This is a genomic window from Streptomyces sp. NBC_00285, assembly GCF_036174265.1.
Lineage (GTDB): Bacteria > Actinomycetota > Actinomycetes > Streptomycetales > Streptomycetaceae > Streptomyces.
On sequence record NZ_CP108055.1, the window covers coordinates 6,435,985 to 6,455,586 of the forward strand.

At 65.5% G+C, this 19,602-nt stretch carries 18 protein-coding genes; 8 read left to right on the forward strand and 10 right to left on the reverse strand.

Going from position 1 to position 19,602, the window contains the following annotated elements:
* Positions 1–176: 176 nt before the first annotated feature.
* Genes OHT57_RS29880 through OHT57_RS29895 form a run of 4 tightly spaced genes read right to left on the reverse strand, consistent with a single transcriptional unit; the run spans position 177 to position 2,194 of the window.
* Positions 177–1,187, reverse strand: a complete 1,011-nt coding sequence (locus tag OHT57_RS29880; protein WP_328749649.1) for a hypothetical protein — start codon at positions 1,185–1,187, stop codon at positions 177–179.
* Between the two features lie 4 nt (positions 1,188–1,191).
* Entirely contained in the window at positions 1,192–1,575 is a 384-nt protein-coding gene (locus OHT57_RS29885; RefSeq protein ID WP_328749650.1) for an RRQRL motif-containing zinc-binding protein, read from the reverse strand.
* Complete coding sequence (locus tag OHT57_RS29890) at positions 1,575–1,904, reverse strand: hypothetical protein (protein ID WP_328749651.1); 330 nt, start codon at positions 1,902–1,904, stop codon at positions 1,575–1,577. The genes OHT57_RS29885 and OHT57_RS29890 overlap by 1 nt, the downstream gene beginning before the upstream one ends.
* The gene (locus OHT57_RS29895; protein ID WP_328749652.1) at positions 1,901–2,194 is read right to left on the reverse strand and encodes a hypothetical protein; all 294 of its coding nucleotides are present in this window, start codon (positions 2,192–2,194) and stop codon (positions 1,901–1,903) included. The genes OHT57_RS29890 and OHT57_RS29895 overlap by 4 nt, the downstream gene beginning before the upstream one ends.
* 1,068 nt (positions 2,195–3,262) lie before the next feature.
* On the opposite strand from OHT57_RS29895, the gene OHT57_RS29900 reads away from it, so the two are divergent.
* Together OHT57_RS29900 and OHT57_RS29905 are read left to right on the forward strand one after the other, a co-directional pair.
* The gene (locus tag OHT57_RS29900) at positions 3,263–3,976 is read left to right on the forward strand and encodes an XRE family transcriptional regulator (protein ID WP_328749653.1); all 714 of its coding nucleotides are present in this window, start codon (positions 3,263–3,265) and stop codon (positions 3,974–3,976) included.
* Between the two features lie 3 nt (positions 3,977–3,979).
* Positions 3,980–4,453 carry an NUDIX domain-containing protein gene (locus OHT57_RS29905; protein ID WP_328749654.1) on the forward strand — a complete coding sequence of 158 codons (474 nt, stop codon included), beginning with the start codon at positions 3,980–3,982 and terminating at the stop codon, positions 4,451–4,453.
* On the opposite strand, the gene OHT57_RS29910 is transcribed toward OHT57_RS29905, so the two are convergent.
* The 4 genes from OHT57_RS29910 to OHT57_RS29925 form a co-directional block, all read right to left on the reverse strand.
* The gene (locus tag OHT57_RS29910) at positions 4,441–5,007 is read right to left on the reverse strand and encodes an HD domain-containing protein (protein ID WP_328749655.1); all 567 of its coding nucleotides are present in this window, start codon (positions 5,005–5,007) and stop codon (positions 4,441–4,443) included. The genes OHT57_RS29905 and OHT57_RS29910 overlap by 13 nt on opposite strands.
* Before the next feature lies 1 nt (position 5,008).
* Positions 5,009–5,470 carry a GntR family transcriptional regulator gene (locus OHT57_RS29915; RefSeq protein ID WP_328749656.1) on the reverse strand — a complete coding sequence of 154 codons (462 nt, stop codon included), beginning with the start codon at positions 5,468–5,470 and terminating at the stop codon, positions 5,009–5,011.
* 175 nt (positions 5,471–5,645) lie between these two features.
* Complete coding sequence (locus OHT57_RS29920; protein ID WP_328749657.1) at positions 5,646–5,849, reverse strand: hypothetical protein; 204 nt, start codon at positions 5,847–5,849, stop codon at positions 5,646–5,648.
* Complete coding sequence (locus tag OHT57_RS29925) at positions 5,839–6,240, reverse strand: hypothetical protein (RefSeq protein ID WP_328749658.1); 402 nt, start codon at positions 6,238–6,240, stop codon at positions 5,839–5,841. Before OHT57_RS29925 ends, OHT57_RS29920 begins: the two co-directional genes overlap by 11 nt.
* Positions 6,241–6,298: 58 nt before the next feature.
* Here OHT57_RS29925 and OHT57_RS29930 point away from each other — a divergent pair, with 58 nt between their 5' ends.
* Positions 6,299–6,634 carry a DUF6233 domain-containing protein gene (locus tag OHT57_RS29930; protein ID WP_328749659.1) on the forward strand — a complete coding sequence of 112 codons (336 nt, stop codon included), beginning with the start codon at positions 6,299–6,301 and terminating at the stop codon, positions 6,632–6,634.
* On the opposite strand, the gene ku is transcribed toward OHT57_RS29930, so the two are convergent.
* Entirely contained in the window at positions 6,631–7,548 is a 918-nt protein-coding gene (ku, locus tag OHT57_RS29935) for a non-homologous end joining protein Ku (protein WP_328749660.1), read from the reverse strand. The genes OHT57_RS29930 and ku overlap by 4 nt on opposite strands.
* A gap of 414 nt (positions 7,549–7,962) precedes the next feature.
* On the opposite strand from ku, the gene OHT57_RS29940 reads away from it, so the two are divergent.
* Together OHT57_RS29940 and OHT57_RS29945 are read left to right on the forward strand one after the other, a co-directional pair.
* Positions 7,963–8,322 (forward strand): hypothetical protein, encoded by a 360-nt coding sequence (locus OHT57_RS29940; protein ID WP_328749661.1) that lies wholly within the window; start codon positions 7,963–7,965, stop codon positions 8,320–8,322.
* Between the two features lie 245 nt (positions 8,323–8,567).
* The gene (locus OHT57_RS29945) at positions 8,568–11,900 is read left to right on the forward strand and encodes a tetratricopeptide repeat protein (RefSeq protein ID WP_328749662.1); all 3,333 of its coding nucleotides are present in this window, start codon (positions 8,568–8,570) and stop codon (positions 11,898–11,900) included.
* A gap of 212 nt (positions 11,901–12,112) precedes the next feature.
* Here the strand turns inward: OHT57_RS29945 and OHT57_RS29950 are convergent, their stop codons facing one another.
* Positions 12,113–13,843, reverse strand: coding sequence for an AAA family ATPase (locus tag OHT57_RS29950; RefSeq protein ID WP_328749663.1), 1,731 nt, complete (start codon positions 13,841–13,843; stop codon positions 12,113–12,115).
* A 776-nt stretch (positions 13,844–14,619) separates the two neighbouring features.
* On the opposite strand from OHT57_RS29950, the gene OHT57_RS29955 reads away from it, so the two are divergent.
* From OHT57_RS29955 to OHT57_RS29965, 3 genes are all read left to right on the forward strand, one after another.
* Positions 14,620–15,735: a hypothetical protein gene (locus OHT57_RS29955; protein ID WP_328749664.1), complete on the forward strand. Its 1,116-nt coding sequence runs from the start codon at positions 14,620–14,622 to the stop codon at positions 15,733–15,735.
* A gap of 826 nt (positions 15,736–16,561) precedes the next feature.
* On the forward strand, positions 16,562–16,999 hold the full coding sequence (locus tag OHT57_RS29960; protein WP_328749665.1) for a hypothetical protein: 438 nt from the start codon (positions 16,562–16,564) through the stop codon (positions 16,997–16,999).
* 170 nt (positions 17,000–17,169) lie between these two features.
* Entirely contained in the window at positions 17,170–19,203 is a 2,034-nt protein-coding gene (locus OHT57_RS29965) for a tetratricopeptide repeat protein (protein ID WP_328749666.1), read from the forward strand.
* Positions 19,204–19,602: the final 399 nt, after the last annotated feature.

The window sequence follows — 19,602 nt, forward strand, 5'->3', positions numbered from 1 at the left end:
CATCCGCTCTGGTGGGTTTCCGTGAAGCTCGCTGGGTCTGCGCCGGGTCTGCGAACGTGCCGCTCGCCGGGGCTCACCGGGTCTGCTTCACTGGGTTTCGACTGCTTCCGGCAGTCGCAACGACGGCCAGCCCACTAGTCCTGGGCTGGCCGTCATTGGTGTGTGCCGGAGGTCGGTTACGGCTGTGCGTCTTCCGCGTCGATCAGCGCTGCGTACGCCTTGCGCACCCGCTCTTCCTTCGCCGAGAAGCCCGCCGCGCGGTACGCGGCCAGGGCCTTGCGGTAGGACAGCGGGGGGTTCTCGGAGTGGCGCAGCCACCGCAGCACGACGGTGAGCTGTTCCTCGCTCAGCAGCTCGCCCGGCTCGGGAGTGTCGACCCCGGCCACGGCCGCCACCTGCACGAGCGCCGACCAGTCGAGCGGGGTGTGTCCCTCGCCCTGGGAAGCGGTCAGTTCGGGCACCGGGGACACGGGGCTGACCTGCGGGGACACAGGGGACACACCCAGGGACACACCCCCGTCCGACCACTGCCCCAACACCCGGGCGAGATCCTCATCGGAGAACAGCGCCGGCACCTCCTGCGGGACGTCGGCCACCGGGTGTTCCGCGGTGAGCTTCGTCAGCTCCTCGGCTGCCTCGTGGCGCACCTTCTGCGCCTGGCCGCGGGCCTTGCGCTCCTCACGCTCCAAGACCGCCGCGGTGGTCTGCCGGTCGGTCTTGGCACGGGTGACCGCGCGGCCGATCGCCACCTGGTCCCGCGTCGCGCTGCGCACGGCGTCGATCTGCGCCTGCGCTGCGCGGGAGATCCGGGTGGCCTCCCGTTCCACGGCCATGATGAGCGTGGCCTTGGCAGCGGCCGGAACCACCGCACCGATCACCGCGACAACCGCAGTGGCGTACAGCAGGCCGTGGGTGAAGAGGACCCCGACCGAGGTCACGAGGAACAGCCACCCCAGCGTGGTGGGCAGGGTGGCCTTGGAGCCCTGGCGGCGGTGGGCGGTCTCCATGGCCAGCGCGTACAGCCATACCGCGTCGTAGATCCCGGCCACGGTGTAGGCGAGGAGTGCCGGGGCCTGGTGGGAGAGGATCTCCCCGACCGCGTACACGGTCCAGCCCAGGGACAGGCCGGTCAGCCCGGCCGGCAGACTCCAGTGCACCGCCCGGTGGGCGGCCTTCTTCCAGTCCATGTGATCACTCCTTGTTCTGCTCGTCGGGGTAGGCGCACAGCAGGCACATGCCGAGCGAGGTCGGCATGCAGTAGCTGTAGGCGATCCGGCACTGCGGGCAGGTGCGGCGGGCGAGCATCGCCAGCGCGAGCGCGCCCCACTTGCGCGAGGTCATCGGCCGGACCGGCTTGGCGCGGTCGATCTGGTAGAGGTAGCTGACCCGCACGCCCCCGGCCCTGCGGTTGACCCGCATCACCTGTGCGGCGATCTCCTGGCCGCCGGGCCGTAAGCCCCGGGCACGGAGCTGGCGTCGGGTGGCCAGGCCGGTGGGGGCCAGGCGCCAGGGGTAGGTGGGCACTCCGTAGCGGGCGCCGCTGGGGTCGTAGCACTTGCCCCACGCCGCGGACATCAGTCCGCCGCCCCGGATGGCGCCGGGTCGGTGATCTGGGCGAAGCCGGTCAGTTTCAGCACCGCGCCCGTGAAGTCCGCGGTGGCCTGGAGCACGCGCGTACCGCCATTGCTCTGCGTGCCGTGCGTCACCGCGTCCGGGGCGATGCCGAGCGCCTCGCGCCAAGCTTCGAAGCCGGCCAGGTCGTCGTGGAACGTCAGCTCCAACTGTTCGGGGTAGACGCAGCCCACGTGCACCCACGGTGCCGACAGATGCCCGAAGTCCACGGCCAGCAGGCGCAACGCCCGCAGCGGCACGGACAGGTCGTCCAGCTTCAGGCTCTCGCTCATGCCGCCGCCCCCCGGTGGGCCGGACGGCGGTGGGCGGGGCGGGCCAGCGGGACCACGTTGAACAGGTCAGGGTGATCCTCGACCACTCGCGCGGCCAGGCGGATCAGGTCGTCCGGCAGGGTGCGGTACTCGGGGTCGGCGAGGATGTCACGGGCCGCGTCCAGGCGGGCCGCGCGCTCTTCGTCGCTCTCGCCGTCGACCCCGAGCCAGAGTTCGGCGGGGGTGCCGAGGGCGAGTTCGGCGAAGTCCTGTGGGGTGTCGGCCCGGTGGCCGCCGACGTAATTGCGCATGGGAGCTCCCATGTTGAAGGGATAGAGGTAGAGCCGGAGGCCGCGAGAGAGCGCACAGAATGCGGCGGCCAGTCCGGGAAGTGCGGCCCACGCCGTGCAAGGCGGCGGGCCGGAGTGCCCCGGCCGGGAGTCGAACCCGGCCTGCGACCATCGGGGCGGTTGGAACGTCAGTAGGGGTGCGGACCGCGCGGACGCGGCGGCAGTGGTTCCTTCGTCTTCTCGTGCTCGGAGTCGGCCATCAACGGCCGCCCCGGGAACGGGCGTTGTCCTCGCTGCGCTTGTTCGCCTCAGCGTTCTTCTGTGACAGGTCGTCGCGTTCCTGGTCTGTCAGACTGGTGATCACAGGTGCCTCCTCGACAGGTGCCTGTTCGCGGTCCTCCGGGGTGCCACCCGGGGGACCGTTCTGCTTACTCATCGAACGGGCAGGGCGCCGACGTGATGTTGGCGTCCTGCCCGCATGACGAGTGACGGGAAAGCCCGTCACTGTCTTCTCGCGGCTCCCGTATGCGCCTTGCTCCGCCTCCTCTTGGTCGGCGCGCGGTCACCGCGTCACTCAGACGTCACTCGCTGAGTCGATCTCCCTGGAATGGCTACCTGTCATGGACCGGGTGCAGCCCAACCACCGGGATCCCCGCCGATCCGGTCCCTGGGTCTACGCCCGAGGGTCAGACCAACGGCTTAGCCGATGACACCGATCACTCCGTGAAGACGACGGACTTTTACGTCTCCCCTGCCGCTCGGACCGCGTGTAAGCGGGGCCTGCGGGGTTCTGCTGCGTGCACGGACGGGTCCGCGCACGCCGGATCAGCTCCGTTCGGAGCCGTTCGTGTTGCAGTACCTGTTTTACAGGTACTGCATAGTGGTCCGTCAAGTACGAGCACGGAACCGCTTGGCTTTTGCGCCGGAACTTCTTGGCGCACACTCAGAATCGCCCCAGGTCAGGGGAGTTGGTCACCCCGTACGTAGACAGCTCGAAATCATCTGGCTACGGTCAAGAAGTCCCTAGAAGTCCACGCGGGGGTAAAGGTGTCCAACGAACGACTGAGGTCTGCCCTGTTGGCGCGCGGCATGACGATCCAGGACCTGGCTGCCGAGATCGGGGTGATCCCCAAGACCATCGAGCGCTGGGTCACGCAAGGCAAGGTGCCGTACCGGCGCCACCAGTACGCGACGGCGACAGCGCTCCAGGTCGACGTAACGATGCTGTGGGACGACTCCCGGACTCAGGAGTCCGCAGCCGACCTGAGCAAAGCGGAGATCGTCACGGTCTATCCGCATCGCCACGTCGTACCGACGGACTTGTGGCGGGAGATGTGCGAGCGCGCCAGGGAGCGCATCGACATCCTTGTCTACGCAGGCATCGGCCTCGCGGAAGACCCGCGCTTTCTCACGGTCCTCAAGGCGAAATCGAAGAGCGTCCCGATTCGCGTCCTGATGGGCGACCCTGCGTGCGAGGCCGTCATCCGACGCGGTATCGACGAAGGCCACCGCATCATGGACGGCAAGATCCGCAATGCGCTGGTCAACTACCGCCCTCTGTTCACTAGCCACCCTGAGATCACGTTCCGTCTGCACGACACCGTGCTCTACAACTCGATCTACCGTGTGGATGACGAGATGCTCGTCAACACACATGTGTACGGCGTCGGCGCCTACCTGGCCCCGGTTCTGCACCTACGGCGACTCCCCGGCGCCGGGCTCTTCGACACCTTCGCCAATAGCGTGCAGCAGACGTGGGAAGGCGCAAGGCCAGTGACCGACCACGACATCACAGGAGCATGAGCCATGGGACGCATCGACTTCCTTCACGACCCCGACGCCCCGCCGGCCAACTCGGTGGTGCCTTCCGTCGTGGCATTCGTGCAGAACGATGCGGGGCAGGTGCTGATGATCCAGAGGTCAGACAACGGCCGTTGGGCCCTGCCCGGTGGCGGGCACGACGTTGGCGAGTCCATCAGCGACACCGTTGTGCGTGAGATCTGGGAAGAGACGGGCCTCAAGGCCGAAGTCGTCGACATGTCCGGGATCTACACCGACCCTGGTCACGTGATGCAGTACGACGACGGCGAGGTGCGCCAGCAGTTCAGCATCTGCTTTCGCGCGCGGCCGGTCGGCGGTGAACTCCGTACAAGCCACGAAACGACTCAGGTCCGCTGGGTCGATCCAGCGGACCTGGCGACGTTGGACGTACACCCCACGATGCGGCTCCGGATCGAGCACGCCATGGACCGGACCCGCCCGACTCCCTACATCGGCTGACGCTTGGCGGCGCCGACCCGTTCGAGCACGCGCGATGTGCACGCCAGGATCTCGGGTTCGGCCCGACGAATGAACTGTCCGATCAAGCTCTCCGGCCCGTACCGTCCGGTGATCTCGTTGATCCGATCGATCGGGTTCGTAGGGGTGCCGTCCGGCGTGGTGTTCATGTCGCAGTAGCAGAGCGCATCGTTCAGGTGCGCACTTTCGCGGGGGAACTCACCCTCCAACTCCTCACGCATGCCACGGGCTTCTGCCTCCAACCATGCGCAGGAGTGGTGAGCAACCAGGTTAGTGACCCGTTCGTCGGCGTCGGCCACGTCTCGGAGATAGCGGGCCCCGTCCAGCGGGTGAAAGCCCGTCTTGGCCAGGTCCGGCGCATAGCCGATGTCGTGCAGTACCGCTGCGGCCTCCAACAGATCCGCGTCCTGGTCAAGAACGAGCGCGATCGTACGCGCCCTCTCAGCTACTCCGAGACAGTGCTTCCAGCGCCGCGGAAGCGGGTCGGCGAGCAGGGACTCAGCCAGGGGATAGGCCCAATCGGTCAACGTCGGCAAGCTACGAACGCTCCTCTCGCGTCGGCACGGCGCGGACCGTCCGCACCCTGCCCTGTCCGCCACCCGCCAGCACGCCGGCGGTCTCCAACTTCTCCAGCGCCTTGGTCACTGTGGGGCGCGAGACCCCGAACCGGTCGGCCAGCGCGGAAGCGCTCGGGAAGGCTTCCCCCACTTCGAGCCCCTCAGCCGTGATGATGTCGGCGATGCGCTGATCGAGCGGACGCCGGTTGACTCGGGCACCCGCGCGCACGACGCGCCACCGCTCGCCGGGGACCGGTTCGGCCACGCCTTCCTGACGCAGCACGCCGAACGCGCGGAGGGCGACCCCGCGCGAGACCTCGTGGTCGCGCATGACCTCAGCCAGTGACGGGAGCTCCGTCATGTCCGGGTCGTCCTCGATCTGCCGCTTCACAGAGTCGGCAATCTTCAGGAAGGTTCCCCGCGGGTTGGCCTGCTGCGACACTCGCTCTCCCTCTCTGTCCGCCGTCGTCACCCCCAAGACTCCCACGGCTCGCAACTGCTGCGGAGAGCGCCGAGGGCTGACGGTACGACCGCTCTGTGGCCTCATCCGCGTCTACCTATCTCGGACACTGATGTCAGTGCTGTATCAGGTTCGGTGCTGTGGAAATGGCCGCCAGCTACGGCTCTTCCGGCCAGCTCGTCAACACGATGCCCTCGGTCTCGTCGGTGAGGGTGAAGTGCGGCTCGACGAGGTCCCGGTGGCTGCCGATCCAGTCGCGGAACTTGTCGCGCGCCACCACTTCGTCTGGCCACCAGCCGCGCATGACCGTACGGCCAGCGGATGACACGGCGATGCGGAAGCGCTCCTGTTCACCGGTCACGGCGGTGCCTTGCTGCGCGTCCCATCTCCAGCCACTCCTCATGGCTGACGGGCCGCATCGTGAGCCCAAACTTGGCCGCGACCTCCCTAATGTCCGCGAAGGACCCCTCCACGGTGGCCGGCATCGCCGGTAGGGCGGGCTTCCTGACGGCGAGCGAGTGGTCCCGGCACAGGTCCACCCAGCACGGCCCGCAGCCGGGGAAGTCGATCACGCGGGAGGTGCGGTAGTCCGTGCCCCACACGCAGCACGGCCGCCATGCGTCCGCGCGGTACCGGGCTCGCACCTGAGGGTCGTCTGTGAGCCGGTCGCCCGTCTCAGGCGGCGCCGGGTCCAGGCGCGCACCGTCCACGGCGTGCTGCGTGAGCAGCTCCTCGACGTCCATGCGGTCCAACGCTGTCTCCTATGCCCCTCGGAGTGCGCGGGCCACGCTACCTCCTGGAATCGAACACGTGAACGACTCCAGTCTGTCGCGGCTTGCCCTGCTCCGCTTCCTGGAACGCGTGCAGGTGCGGGACCTGGAGCGGACCCGCCGGTGGATCGCGGACGAGGAGAAGCGCGAGGCCGAGCGGCAGCGGGGCATCGCGGCGCGGCCGCCGGCGCCGGACTGGCTGATCGAGCGCGGCCTGTCCCGGCAAAACGCCGTGTACGTGCACGTTGGTGACTGCTGGAACGCGGGCTCGCGGTCGAAGGGCGTCGAGCGGGACCAGGCGGTGCGCGCGCTCGCCGACGGCGTGATGGCGTGCCCGCAGTGCCGGCCGGACACCGCGCTGGGCATCCTCGACTAGGCGCTGCGCGGCCTGCGTCCGGTCACCTTCTTCCCCGTGGTCTTCTTCGCGGTCGTCTTCTTGGCTGGCTGCTTCTTCGCCGTCTTCTTGGCCGCGGTCTTCTTCGGCAGTTCGTGTACGTCGGCGTCTTCGCCGCGGGAGGCCCGGGCCTTCTCCACCGACTGGTTAAGCGCGGCCATGAGGTCGAGGACCTGGGCTGGCTTCTCGGGCTCCGGGGCCTCGGGGAGCTCGCGGTCTTCCCGCTTGGCCTCGATGATTTTTGCCAGGGCGTCGGTGTAGGTGTCCTCGAACTCGGGGCCGTCGAGGTCGTCGCGTGCCATCGACTCCATCAAAGCGAGGGCCCCCTCGATCTCCTCCTTCGACACCTTCTCGTCCGGCGGGTCGACGGCGCCCGGGGCGCGGATCTCGTTGGGCCAGCGCATCGCGTGCAGCACGATCACGTTGTCGCGGATCCGCAGCAGCCCAAGGCGTTCCCGCCCGCTCCACGCATACTTCGCGACCGCAACCTTCGACGACCGGCCAAGCGCCTGCACCAGCAGCTTGTACGGCTTCGCCGCCACAGCCCCGTCCGGGGCAAGGTAATAGCCCTCACCGATCTGAATCGGGTCGATGGAGTCCAGCGGCACGAAAGCCTGAATCTCGATCGCCTTCGCGGTCGGCAGCGGCAACTCCCTCAGGTCCGCATCCGAGATGGCGACGACCTGGTCCTTGGCATACTCGTAGCCCTTACCGATCTCCGACTGGGCGACCTCGCGGTCCTCCAGCTCGCACACCTTCTTCACCCGCACCCTCCCCATGTCCTCCAGGTGGTACTGGTGGAACTGGATGCTGTGGTTTTCCGTTGCACTCTGGACGTGGATAGGCACCGTGACCAGGCCAAACGAGATGGCGCCGCTCCAGATGGTTCGGGGCATGAGGGACCTCCGCGTGAGCCCCGAGCAGGATCAGCCTACGAGCAGCACTAGGGCCCCGCATGCGCGCGGGCACCCCAAGTCGCACGCTGGCGACATGATCCCCGGCAACCCGTCGTGATCTACCCGCCCGCCTGCCGAGGATGCCGGCCAGCCGACTTGTAGGTTCTCAAAATCCGGGCCACATTCTCAGCGCCAACTGCATAGCGGCACCACTTATGGCGTCATGCTGAGACGCGTCGAGCCCCCAGTGAACCCAGGCTCCTCACCCGTCGCATCTTCGGAAAACACGCAGGTCTGAAGCCTGCCCTGGCGATAGCATGGCTGTGTTCCGGTCATTTGAGGTAAATCGGCCGGAGGCTCGCTGCGTTCTTCGCGAAAGGGAGCGCTGGGGCTGTGGAGGCTGGGGGTGCCTGCATGCCATCGGCATGGAAGATCACGGTCATCGTGCTCGCGGTGGCGGGGATTGTTACGACGCCTGTGGTCTGGCTGTTGAACGGTCCAGACGGCGGTCAGTTCGCGGGGGCGTCCATTCAGGCCGCCACCGGGGTAGCGGCGCTGGTGTGGGCGGTGCGACGGCCTGCGGCCGTCAGCGGGCCGCGCGATGAGGTCATCGGCAGCGGGGACGCGGAGGCAAGCGGCGGCGGCGAGGCGCACGCCGGCATTCGACGGCCTGGTGGCCGGGGTCGCGGTTGGGCCAGGGTGAAGCGGTCCGGGAAGGCCACGGCACGCGGGCCGGGCGCCAAGAGCGGAACCGGGATCGACTACACCCCCTGAACCGCCGTTCGGCCGGGAGGTGAGACAGGTACGCCATGAGGTGGGGTTCGCGGAAAGCACGAACAGCCAAGGATCGGTCGACGGCGGATCCCGGTGTGAGCGTGACCGACACCGGTTGTGCTGATGCGTCCGCAGCGGCGGAGGCGCACACCGGTTACGCGGGTCCACCCCCGCTGCAGCCGGTGGACCTCAGGCATACGGGGCCCGCCAGTGCTTCCGCACCTGGCAGCATCGCGATCTCCGGGGTGTACCAGGACAACCGGAGCGTGTATCCACCCCCGGCACCGCCGGTCACCTGGCCGTGCGTCTTCGGGCAGATCCCGGAGCGGGCGTCCGCTTTCCAGCCGCGTGCCGCGTTGCGCAAGAACGTCGACCAGGCGCGGTCTGACCATGCCACGGTGGTGCTGACCCAGGTGCTGCGCGGAGGCGGTGGTGTCGGCAAAAGCCAACTGGCCGCCGCCTACGCCCACGAGGCCCGGCGCGACAAGGTCGATCTGGTGATGTGGGTCGACGCCACCAAAGTCGACCAGGTGATCACCCTGTATGCCCGCGCCGCCCGGGACCTGCATCTTCCCGGCGCCACCGGGGCCGACACCCAGGGCGACGCGCAACGATTCCTGGAGTGGCTGGCAGCTACGCCACAGTCGTGGCTGATCATCCTGGATGACATCGACCCCGAGCACATCGACCCTTGGTGGCCACCATCTGCACTGAAGGAGCAGGGCCGTGTGCTGGCCACGACCCGCCGTCAGGACGCCGTCCTGCACGGCGGCGGCCGCGCCCTCGTCGAAATCAGCGTCTACAGCGAAGCAGAAGCACGCGCCTACCTCACCGACTATGTGCGCCGCATTCACAAAAACCACCTCATCGATGGCCACGTCGACACCGTGTGCCGGGAGTTGGGGCTGCTTCCACTGGCCCTGTCCCACGCGGCCGCCTACATGGACCAGCAGGACATCGGCTGCACCGCCTACCTCCAACACTTCACCCACCGCCGCTCACGCCTGGGTAAACTGCTGCCCCGCTGGGCCGACACCGAGAAATACGGGCGCGAGGTCGCCACCAGCCTGCTGCTCAACCTCGACGCCGCCCAGCAGTGCGAACCAGTCGGCCTCGCCCTGCCCGCCCTGCGCCTGGCCGCCTGCCTGGACCCCGCAGGCCAACCCCACACTCTGTGGAACACCCACGCCGCCCACGCTTACCTGACAGCCCAACCCACCACAGGGCCACACACAGACCATGAACCCGACGACCAGCCCCCATTGGCCCTGAACGTGCTACGCCTCCTGCACCGCTATGGACTGCTGGCCGACGACTCCCCGGCCGAGCCTCGTGCCGTGCGCATCCACGCCCTTACCGCCCGGGCCACCCGCGAGGCCACGCCCGACAGCGCCCTCGACGTCGCCAAGACGGCTGCCGCAGACGCCCTGCTGGAGATCTGGCCCACCGCGGACCAGACCCAGCCGGCACTCGCCAGCGTCCTGCGCGCCAACACCGACACTCTCGCCGGACTCGCGCACGAACTCCTCTGGACCACCGGCCGCCATGGCGTGCTGTACCAGGCTGGCACCGCACTACTGCACGCCCACCTGAACTCCACCGGGACCCTCTACTGGCAAGACCTAGCACGTGAGGCCGAGCGCATCCTGGGCCCTGAGCACCCCCACACCCTGACTGCCCGCAGCAACCTCGCCATCTCCTACTCGCATGCCGGGCGCACCGAGGAGGCCATCAATATCCAAGAGCAGGACGTTGCCGATCGCGAGCGCATCCTGGGCCCTGAGCACCCCCACACCCTGACTACCCGCAGCAACCTTGCCAACTCCTACTCGGATGCCGGGCGCACCGAGGAGGCCATCAATATCCAAGAGCAGGTCGTTGCCGATCGCGAGCGCATCCTGGGCCCTGAGCACCCCGACACCCTGACTGCCCGCAGCAACCTCGCCACCTCCTACTTGCATGCCGGGCGCACCGAGGAGGCCATCAATATCCAAGAGCAGGTCGTTGCCGATCGCGAGCGCATCCTGGGCCCTGAGGACCCCAATACCCTGACTGCCTGCAGCAACCTCGCCGCCTCCTACTTGCATGCCGGGCGCACCGAGGAGGCCATCAATATCCAAGAGCAGGTCGTTACGGCGTGCGAGCACATCCTGGGCCCTGAGCATCCCAATACCCTGACTGCCTGCAGCAACCTCGCCATCTCCTACTTGCAGGCCGGGCGCACCGAGGAGGCCATCAATATCCAAGAGCAGGTCGTTGCGGCGTGCGAGCACATCCTGGGCCCTGAGCACCCCAACACCCTGACTACCCGCAACAACCTTGCCAACTCCTACTCGGATGCCGGGCGCACCGAGGAGGCCATCAATATCCAAGAGCAGGACGTTGCCGATCGCGAGCGCATCCTGGGCCCTGAGCACCCCAACACCCTGACCGCCCGCAACAACCTTGCCAACTCCTACTTGCATGCCGGGCGCACCGAGGAGGCCATCAATATCCAAGAGCAGGTCGTTGCCGATCGCGAGCGCATCCTGGGCCCTGAGCACCCCGACACCCTGACTGCCCGCAGCAACCTCGCCGCCTCCTACTTGCAGGCCGGGCGCACCGAGGAGGCCATCAATATCCAAGAGCAGGTCGTTACGGCGTGCGAGCACATCCTGGGCCCTGAGCACCCCGACACCCTGACTGCCTGCAGCAACCTCGCCGCCTCCTACTTGCAGGCCGGGCGCACCGAGGAGGCCATCAATATCCAAGAGCAGGTCGTTGCGGCGTGCGAGCGCTTCCTGGGCCCTGAGCATCCCAATACCCTGACTGCCTGCAGCAACCTCGCCATCTCCTACTTGCAGGCCGGGCGCACCGAGGAGGCCATCAATATCCAAGAGCAGGACGTTGCGGCGTGCGAGCGCATCCTGGGCCCTGAGCACCCCAACACCCTGACCGCCCGCAACAACCTTGCCAACTCCTACTCGGATGCCGGGCGCACCGAGGAGGCCATCAATATCCAAGAGCAGGTCGTTGCCGATCGCGAGCGCATCCTGGGCCCTGAGCACCCCGACACCCTGACTGCCTGCAGCAACCTCGCCGCCTCCTACTTGCAGGCCGGGCGCACCGAGGAGGCCATCAATATCCAAGAGCAGGTCGTTACGGCGTGCGAGCACATCCTGGGCCCTGAGCACCCCGACACCCTGACTGCCTGCAGCAACCTCGCCGCCTCCTACTTGCAGGCCGGGCGCACCGAGGAGGCCATCAATATCCAAGAGCAGGTCGTTGCGGCGTGCGAGCGCTTCCTGGGCCCTGAGCACCCCAACACCCTGACCGCCCGCAACAACCTCGCCAACTCCTACTTGCAGGCCGGGCGCACCGAGGAGGCCGTCTCCTTGATGAAACAAGTCGTCGTCAGTCGTGAACGTGTCCTGGGCCGTAGCCACCCCGACACTCTTCGCGTGACAGACAGCTACTCAAGGACCCTCCAACAGCATGCCCTCATCGTCGCTTCGTCACCGACAGTCGCTCGGTCCCTGGCCACTGCGTTACGAGAATGGATGAGTCAGCAGCCCCGCAGTTGGGACCGGCAGCACTGACGTAATGGAAGCGGCGTTCGGCATCGGCCTGGAACGTCCTGGCTTCGATATCCCGCCCGCTGTCGAGGAAATGCAACGAGTGATGAGACTCGGCACGACCGGATTCGGTGTGCGGCCGCGAGACAGCCAAGGTCAGGGCAACAGCGTAGGCAAAGAGCTGCGAGACCCTACACGACTATGGATACGACCTAGGTTGCTGCCACTCTGCATGCCTACATGGTCTGCTCGATTCCCGAGTTAGCGTCCTGGATGAACTGGACGCATCGCTGAACCATCTTTTCCAACCCGCTATTGCTAGCCAGGGGGTCCGTCCACTGTTCGCACACCTTACGGGCGATCTTGTTCTTGTCTGGAGCCATAGAATTCCCATTGTTGTTGACAAGCGGCAGAGGATTCTCCCATTTCTCTCCCGTCCAACTCGGCGGCTTTGCTCGCGGATGCACCTCGGCGACTGCGGCACGTAGTATCTCGTGGGGTACATAATTTTCGATGGTGTACCCGTCCGTGATCCATGCAAATCCCTTAACTCCGACCCCATCGAACTCCTCGCGAACCCGCTTCTTTGTGTCGTTGATCGGCATTCGCGCATAGGTTTTGTCGCTATCGATCACGATGGCTAGATAGCGATTTAGACGTCGGAGGCGAATGAAGTCCGTGACTTCCTCGTCTCTGGAAGTTAGGTGTTTTAGTAGACCACCGCCATAGAACATGATTGAATAATGGATCCCCTCGATCAGGTCGTTTTTGATCTGCGCGATCCAGTGATTCAGATAGATTCGGTCCGAGGGGCCCTCCACCCAAATGATGGCGTTCGTTTGGAGTAGGTCAGAAGGTCGGTATCCAAGATCTGAGCACACATTCGACAAATCGTCAGGGTTCTGCGCCGGGGTGAGTTTAGTGTTCTCGCCGTCGTGCCAAACGTGAATCACTGATGCTCGCTTATAGTCGAGCAGATGAGCAGAATGTGTGGCGATCACGTATTGATTATTCGTTTCGTCGGCCAGATACCTGATGAATTTACGCTGCAGGATCGGATGTAGGTGGACCTCGGGTTCCTCAATACAGACAACAGTGCGTTCTAGCACTGTTGCCGCCACGGCCAGAATCACCACCTGGTGGATTCCTGTACCAAGGTGTCCCAAGGGCAGCATTTTTCCGCCTTGATGGACATTCAGCGTTTCGGCTCCGTGTTGAACCTCAAGGCGGGCGGACGGATCGTCAAGAACACTTTGCAGAAATCGATTGATGGCCGCGAATCTTGCTGAATCCCGTTGGTAGGTTTCGGCGCTTGGATTCTGGAGTCTCTGCAGCTTTTCCAGAAGCCCGGCGCCTTCGTGGGAGCCTTCGATGCTCATCCCGCCACTGATGGGTTGAATCTGACGAAAAGACTCAATTGTGGCGATAGGAATGTTGGTAGGCCTGAACTGGAGGATTTTTCCGAACACTCTCAATGCATTTTTGCGGCCAGCGGCAAGGCTTGACTGTTCGTTGTAGTCCGTTCCCATTTGTTGTGCAAGAATGGAAAGATTTCCGTGCTCGTTTACAATATCATCGAATTGATCTTCGACTAGTTGGCCATTCTGTTCGAGTCGCAGCCATACGAACCCGTCTTTGAATTTTTGAATACTTGCATGAGTGGCTACGTCGCGAAACCTCGATTCCACTGTCGGAAATTTATCCTTGACGATCGCCATTGCTTCATCGAGCGGAATGGCGATTGAGTACTGGCAATGGGTGGAGGGGGCCGCCTGGGGGCGGTCCAAGGAGATTAGCTCCACCTTCCCCAAGGCTGCCATTTTCAAGAATCGAAGAAAGTTCGACTTGCCTGAATTGTTTTGTCCTGCAAGTAGGGTGACGGGCCCCATGTTGCCACTGTATTGCATCTCTGCACCAAAACTGCGATACCCGGATATTGCCAATCCGGGAAAGATGAGATCAGCCATTTCCGGGGCCTACCGTTCTTCAGTGCGGATACATTTGTGCAGGACCTCGATGATAGCTAGTACCTCAAGCGACGGCATTCGGATTCAGAAAGCTGCTGCGGAGGTGAGGAGTGAGGGCTTTCCTCAAGATACGGAAGCCCACCCCCGTGTGGAGCAGCCTCACCGGTGCGCGGCGAGGGTCGTGGGCCATGTGTGGGCTAGGCAGTCTCCCGCGAGGCCCGAAACAGCCCTGAACAGGGCGTTCGTACTGCAGGCTTGACGCTCTTGAAGCCGTCGCTAGGCAAGCCCCGTAGAGGTTTCTCCACTGCTTCAAGGCGGCTCGCTCCGCTCACTGTCCGCGGCACGGGCGCCGGCCGGGCCTGCGCTCCTGTCTCCACCCCGCTCCAGCCCCGGCCGGCGCCCGTGCCGCGGACACAACGATCAGCCGCCTGATCTTAGAGAAGGGGTACGTCGTGGCTGGGGCGGTCGGCTCCACAGACCTTGAGCAGCTCAAGCAAACTCAGTACCTCAACTGGGTAGACCCCATAATCTCTAGGCATGGGGGGCATCCAAGCGGCTAAACGGACGGCAACGAACAGTCGTGACTGCGCCCAGGGTTCTATGCCGCTGAAAGGACGAGACGAACTCGAATGATCCTTCGGACGTATATTGAGTGTCCGGCTTGCCAAGAGCCGATTGTTCTGCGCGTCGGTGTTACACGTGCGCGACAGCGCTTTACCGTAGCCTGCCCCTCATGCGAGTCCGCAATCAGGGGGGAAACAGTCGAGGCGGAAGGATTGCCTCGCTTCCACCTCCCTGAAATCCGGGTCATCGACCCAAAGGATGTGAGTGGGGAATGGCGCATAGTCACGACGTATGGAGATTTGCCGAACTTTCCGAATAGTAGAGAGTACTCCGCCTTCCTCTCGGCGCACAAAATATTTGGCGACGAAAATTTCCCAGGTTTCCTTAACTTCCTGGCAACCGCGCGGTGGCTTGGGGAGAAGGTAGACCCACTAGAACACGCCTACGGGTTCTACCTAAAACAGAAATGGGATCTTCTCGACCGCCTCATGTGGAAAAACTTCGAAGGGGCGTGGCCGGAGAATCCAAGCTTTCTTGACAGGCACACGACAATGCATCGCTTCATTTTCCCCTACCTGGTTTCCCTGGATCCAGAAGGATTGTACCTACAGGCGAAATATGAAGTGTGGTCACGGATATTCAAGAAAGAGGCCGCGTTCTCAGAATGCGCTCACTCCGTAATTGATAATCCGGAGTTTGAGGCCATGAACCGAAGAGTGGCTGAGCAGTTCTTCAACCTTCTTCGCGCCAACGCTGAGTGGCTCCCGGCCCTGGCAATTATTCATCTACGCGCCAAGGGTAGACCGGTACCTTCGGGCTGGCAGGTGCCGGTAGGTCGCATCGACTCGCTGCGGGATGCGTACCGACAAAATTTTGAAGTGAGCTGCCAAATTCTTCCACTCGTCATTCGGATGCAGAATATTTCCGAAGGGCGGGATCCGGAATCGATCAGATATCCAGCCGACCTAAGCGGATGGATGCCGAGGATTCTACGTGCGCAAGATTGCGTGAACAATGTGAATCAGTACACTAAATCCAAAGCCGCAACAAAAGAGGCTTACCTGAACCGGCACCCGTACCTTCGCTACTTCTGGAACTCGTCATTCAGTCGAGACGTAAGGAATAGCATTGCGCATGCAGAATTTGACTACGTGATGCACGGTGGCATCATCGCATACAAGGGCACGGAGGTGCCATACTATGTTTTCATTGAAGCGCTGATTAGGCAGATCACCTTGCTCGCCTTCTGGCTAGATCTCTGCAAGCTGTACAAGATTTACGGCTCACGATGGGACTGTCAGAATAGGGTATTCCTAGGTCTTTCTTGAGGGCTTTCTCGCAACACTGGCAGCAACCGCCCCTATCCAGCTACAGCTTTCCGAGACGGTGAAGCGACCTGTATTACCTCCAACGGTCGATCTCTCTAGAGGGCTGCGGCGCCGGGCCGCGAGGTTGCCCAGCAGGTAGCGCGCGGCCTCCGGGTCCGCGGGGCCAGCACTGCCTCGCGATCAGGATCAAGCGGTTCATGGGCCATGTGTGGGCCAGTGTCCCTCTCCGGGAAGCCAGAACACCCACTGAACAGGCCTTTTACGAGGTCCATGGGACGGCCTTGAAAGTCGTCACTGGCTTAAGCCCGGTAGGACTTTCCCCACTCCATCAAGGCGCCGCGCAAGCGCGGCGCGCGGCGCTCGCCCGGCCCGCGCGCCGCCGCTCCTGTCTTCGCCCCGCTCCGGCGCGCGCCCCGGTCGGCGCCGCAGTCAGCAGGCACTCAACGGGAGGAACAGCAGACGCGGGGCTCCGCCCCACACCCCGGCCCTCTCTCGGAGGGGAGGGGGCCTGATGTCATGTGCGGGTGCGTCGTGGTTGGGGGTGGTGGGGCGCGGGGTGGGTCCCTCCTCGGTCGGGCCCCGGGGGCGTACCAGGAACCTCCAGGGGCCGCCAAGGCCGAGCGCACGCGTCACGAGGTGAGCCTTGGCGGCCCCCGGAGAACCCTGGTCCGGCGAAGCTGCCCGACCGAGGAGGGACCCACCCCACGTGCGGCATCGTGTCGCGGAACCGCAGCGGGCGGTTTCGGCGTTTTGTACTCACACAGTGTCGCGTTTTCCTACGCTGGGCCACCGGCACCGGTCGGGTGACGGGCAGGCAGGGGCGGGCATGAGTGCGGAGATCGTTAATCAGTTGGTGGAGCAGGCGGGGCCGTATCTGTCGGCAGCGGTGGGTGCGTACGGGGCAGGGGTGTTCAGTCGGGCCCAGGACGCGGCCGTGGACGCCGCGGCCGATGCGACAGCCAGTCTGGGGCAGCGGATTCTGCGGGCGGTGTGGCACCGCCGGGACGACCAGGGCCGCGCCGCTTTGGAGTCAGCGGTGCGGGAGGCTGCCGAGGAGCCGGACGAGGATGCGGCGGGGGCGTTGCGGCAGCTGATCAAGCGGGCCTTGCGGGAGGACACGGAGCTGGCGCGTGAGGTCGCCGAACTGCTGCCCGCGCAGGGCGGGGTGACGGTGAACGTGTCGGGGACACGGGCGATCGGCGCACAGCACATCGACATCGCGGTCTCCGGCGACCACGCCACCATCCACCCCCCACAGCCGTGAGCGCGCCGGTCCCGGGAGAGCCAGTGCAGGTGCACATCTCCGGCAAACAGGCGATCGGGGCCGACTCGATCGCAGTGGCGATCAGCGGGGACAATGCGCGGGTCGTAATGTTGCCAGCGCAGGCGGTGCACTGGGCGCGGACCGTTGAGGCACCGCCGGGGGCGGGGTTCTTGCCGGAGTCGGTGTCGGGCGTCTTCGTCGGCCGTGAGCAGGAACTGGCCGACCTGCGGGGGATGCTGGCGGGCGGGGGCTCGGCAGCGGTGGTGCAGTCGCGGGTACGGGCGATTCACGGGCTGGGCGGGGTGGGCAAGAGCACCCTGGCCCTGCACTACGCCGACCGCTACCGCAGCATGTACACGCTGGTGTGGTGGATCACCGCCGAGTCCCCCGAGTTGATCGTGACCGGTCTGGCGGGGTTGGCCATGGGCGTGTGTCCGCAGTGGGCCGGGGCGGTCGATCCGGATGAGCGGGCGGCGTGGGCGATCCTGTGGTTGCAGGCGCACCCGGGCTGGCTGCTGATCTTCGACAACGTCGAGGACCCCACGCACCTGCGCCCCTACCTGGGCACCCTGGCCGGCGGGCACCATCTGGCCACCAGCCGCAAAGCCACAGGATGGCACACCCTGGCCCCCACCATGGCCCTGGGCCTGCTCCCCCTGGACGAGGCCACCGACCTGCTGTGCGCCATCGCCTTCCCCAACCTCACCCCCACCGATGAGCAGAAGAAACAGACGCGGCGGCTGGCCGAGGATCTGGGGTGTCTGCCGCTGGCACTGGAGCAGGCCGGCGCCTACGCGTACCGGACCGGCATCAACCTGGACACCTACAGCCGGTCCCTGGGGCTGGTCCTGGACGAGGATCGTGACGTCGTCCACCCCGAGCGGACCATCGCCCGGATATGGGAGAAGACCCTCACCGCCATCACCCGCCGCAACCCGCTGGCCGTCTCCCTCCTGCACACCATGGCCTGGCTGGCCCCCAACAACATCCCCCGCACCCTCCTGGCCCACCTCGCCCCCAGCCCGATCGCGTTGGACAACGCGCTAGGAGACCTGCACGCCTACAACATGATCGCCTTCGCCGACGACCGCCAGGGCGCCAGCATCCACCGACTCGTACAGACCGTCCTCCGCACCCGCAGCCCGGCCGAATCAGAACCCGACGCCCATGCCCCGGGCCGCTCGGAGGCCGAACAGGCCGTCCGGCAGGCCCTGCCCGATCCGCCGGACGGCCCTCAACCCGAACCCCCCGCCCCGTGGGAGCGCCTGCTCCCGCACGTCCTGGCCCTCGCCGAGTCCACACCACCGGACACGATCGCCTCAGCCGATACCGCCAACGCCTATTACCAAGCTGCCCAGTACCTGCACCGGCAAGGCCGCGAAGCCCACACCATCACACTGTTCACCGCCATCCTCACCCGGTGCGAGCAGGTCCGGGGCGATACTCACCCCTCCACCCTGGCCAGCCGCAACAACCTCGCCTACGCCTACCGAGCGGCAGGGGACCTAGGGCGAGCCATACCGCTGTTCGAGGCCACCCTCACCCAGTACGAGCAGACACTAGGTGGCACCCACCCCGACACCCTGAGCAGCCGCAACAACCTCGCCTACGCCTACCGAGCGGCAGGGGACCTGGGGCGAGCCATACCGCTGTTCGAGGCCACCCTCACCCAGTACGAGCAGACACTAGGTGGCACCCACCCCGACACCCTGAGCAGCCGCAACAACCTCGCAGGCGCCTACGGGGAGGCGGGGGACCTAGAGCGGGCCATCCCGTTGTACGAGGCCACCCTCACCCAGCGCGTGCAGGTGCTGGGCGACAATCACCCCGCCACATTGGCCAGCCGCAACAACCTCGCGCTCGCCTACCAGTCGGCGGGGGACCTGGGGCGAGCCATACCGCTATTGGAGGCCACCGTCGCCCAGGTTGAACGGGTACTCGGCGACACCCACCACAACACCCTGACCAGCCGCAACAACCTCGCGCTCGCCTACCGGGCGGCGGGGGACCTGGGGCGAGCCATACCGCTATTGAAGGCCACCGTCGCCCAGGTTGAACGGGTACTCGGCGACAATCACCCCGCCACATTGGCCAGCCGCAACAACCTCGCGCTCGCCCTCCGAGAAGCCGAGGCTGTACAGCAGGGAAATCCAGCAACCCCAGCAACTGCCACCGGCCCTCAACAACCTCCACCAGCCGCGTGACCAGCCCAGCAGACATCAGCGACCGTCCCGCTCGAAGTTCGTGACGCAGAGGTCGTGCCAGACCCGTGCCAGATCGTGCGGGGAGCCACGGGGAACACCGGGGAGCAAGACAGCGGCCTACAAAGGTGCAACGTGGCCCCACCGCAGGTCAGGTGTGCCCACCGCCCGGGAGTATCTGAGCTTCCCAAGCTGATGTCCGGAGACGAACTGGAGATTGCTGCGGCCAACTTGCTGGGCCGTCTGTGGGCCGTCCGAGGCTGGCCAACGACGACCAGCAACGACCAATGACGGCCGCAACCGTGCAGCTTGTCGGCGGGGCGGAGGGTGATCCCGCACCCCGCCGACGAGTGCGATCAATACCAGCGCTTGTGGGCGCCGGCCGCGCTGTTCCTCTGGTCG

Coding starts and splice junctions, on each gene's coding strand:
- ku (WP_328749660.1), bottom strand. CDS start 7,548: ATGCCCCGAACCATCTGGAGCGGCGCCATCTCGTTTGGCCTGGTCACG.
- OHT57_RS29940 (WP_328749661.1), top strand. CDS start 7,963: ATGCCATCGGCATGGAAGATCACGGTCATCGTGCTCGCGGTGGCGGGG.
- OHT57_RS29885 (WP_328749650.1), bottom strand. CDS start 1,575: ATGTCCGCGGCGTGGGGCAAGTGCTACGACCCCAGCGGCGCCCGCTAC.
- OHT57_RS29960 (WP_328749665.1), top strand. CDS start 16,562: ATGAGTGCGGAGATCGTTAATCAGTTGGTGGAGCAGGCGGGGCCGTAT.
- OHT57_RS29950 (WP_328749663.1), bottom strand. CDS start 13,843: ATGGCTGATCTCATCTTTCCCGGATTGGCAATATCCGGGTATCGCAGT.
- OHT57_RS29900 (WP_328749653.1), top strand. CDS start 3,263: ATGACGATCCAGGACCTGGCTGCCGAGATCGGGGTGATCCCCAAGACC.
- OHT57_RS29895 (WP_328749652.1), bottom strand. CDS start 2,194: ATGCGCAATTACGTCGGCGGCCACCGGGCCGACACCCCACAGGACTTC.
- OHT57_RS29880 (WP_328749649.1), bottom strand. CDS start 1,187: ATGGACTGGAAGAAGGCCGCCCACCGGGCGGTGCACTGGAGTCTGCCG.
- OHT57_RS29905 (WP_328749654.1), top strand. CDS start 3,980: ATGGGACGCATCGACTTCCTTCACGACCCCGACGCCCCGCCGGCCAAC.
- OHT57_RS29890 (WP_328749651.1), bottom strand. CDS start 1,904: ATGAGCGAGAGCCTGAAGCTGGACGACCTGTCCGTGCCGCTGCGGGCG.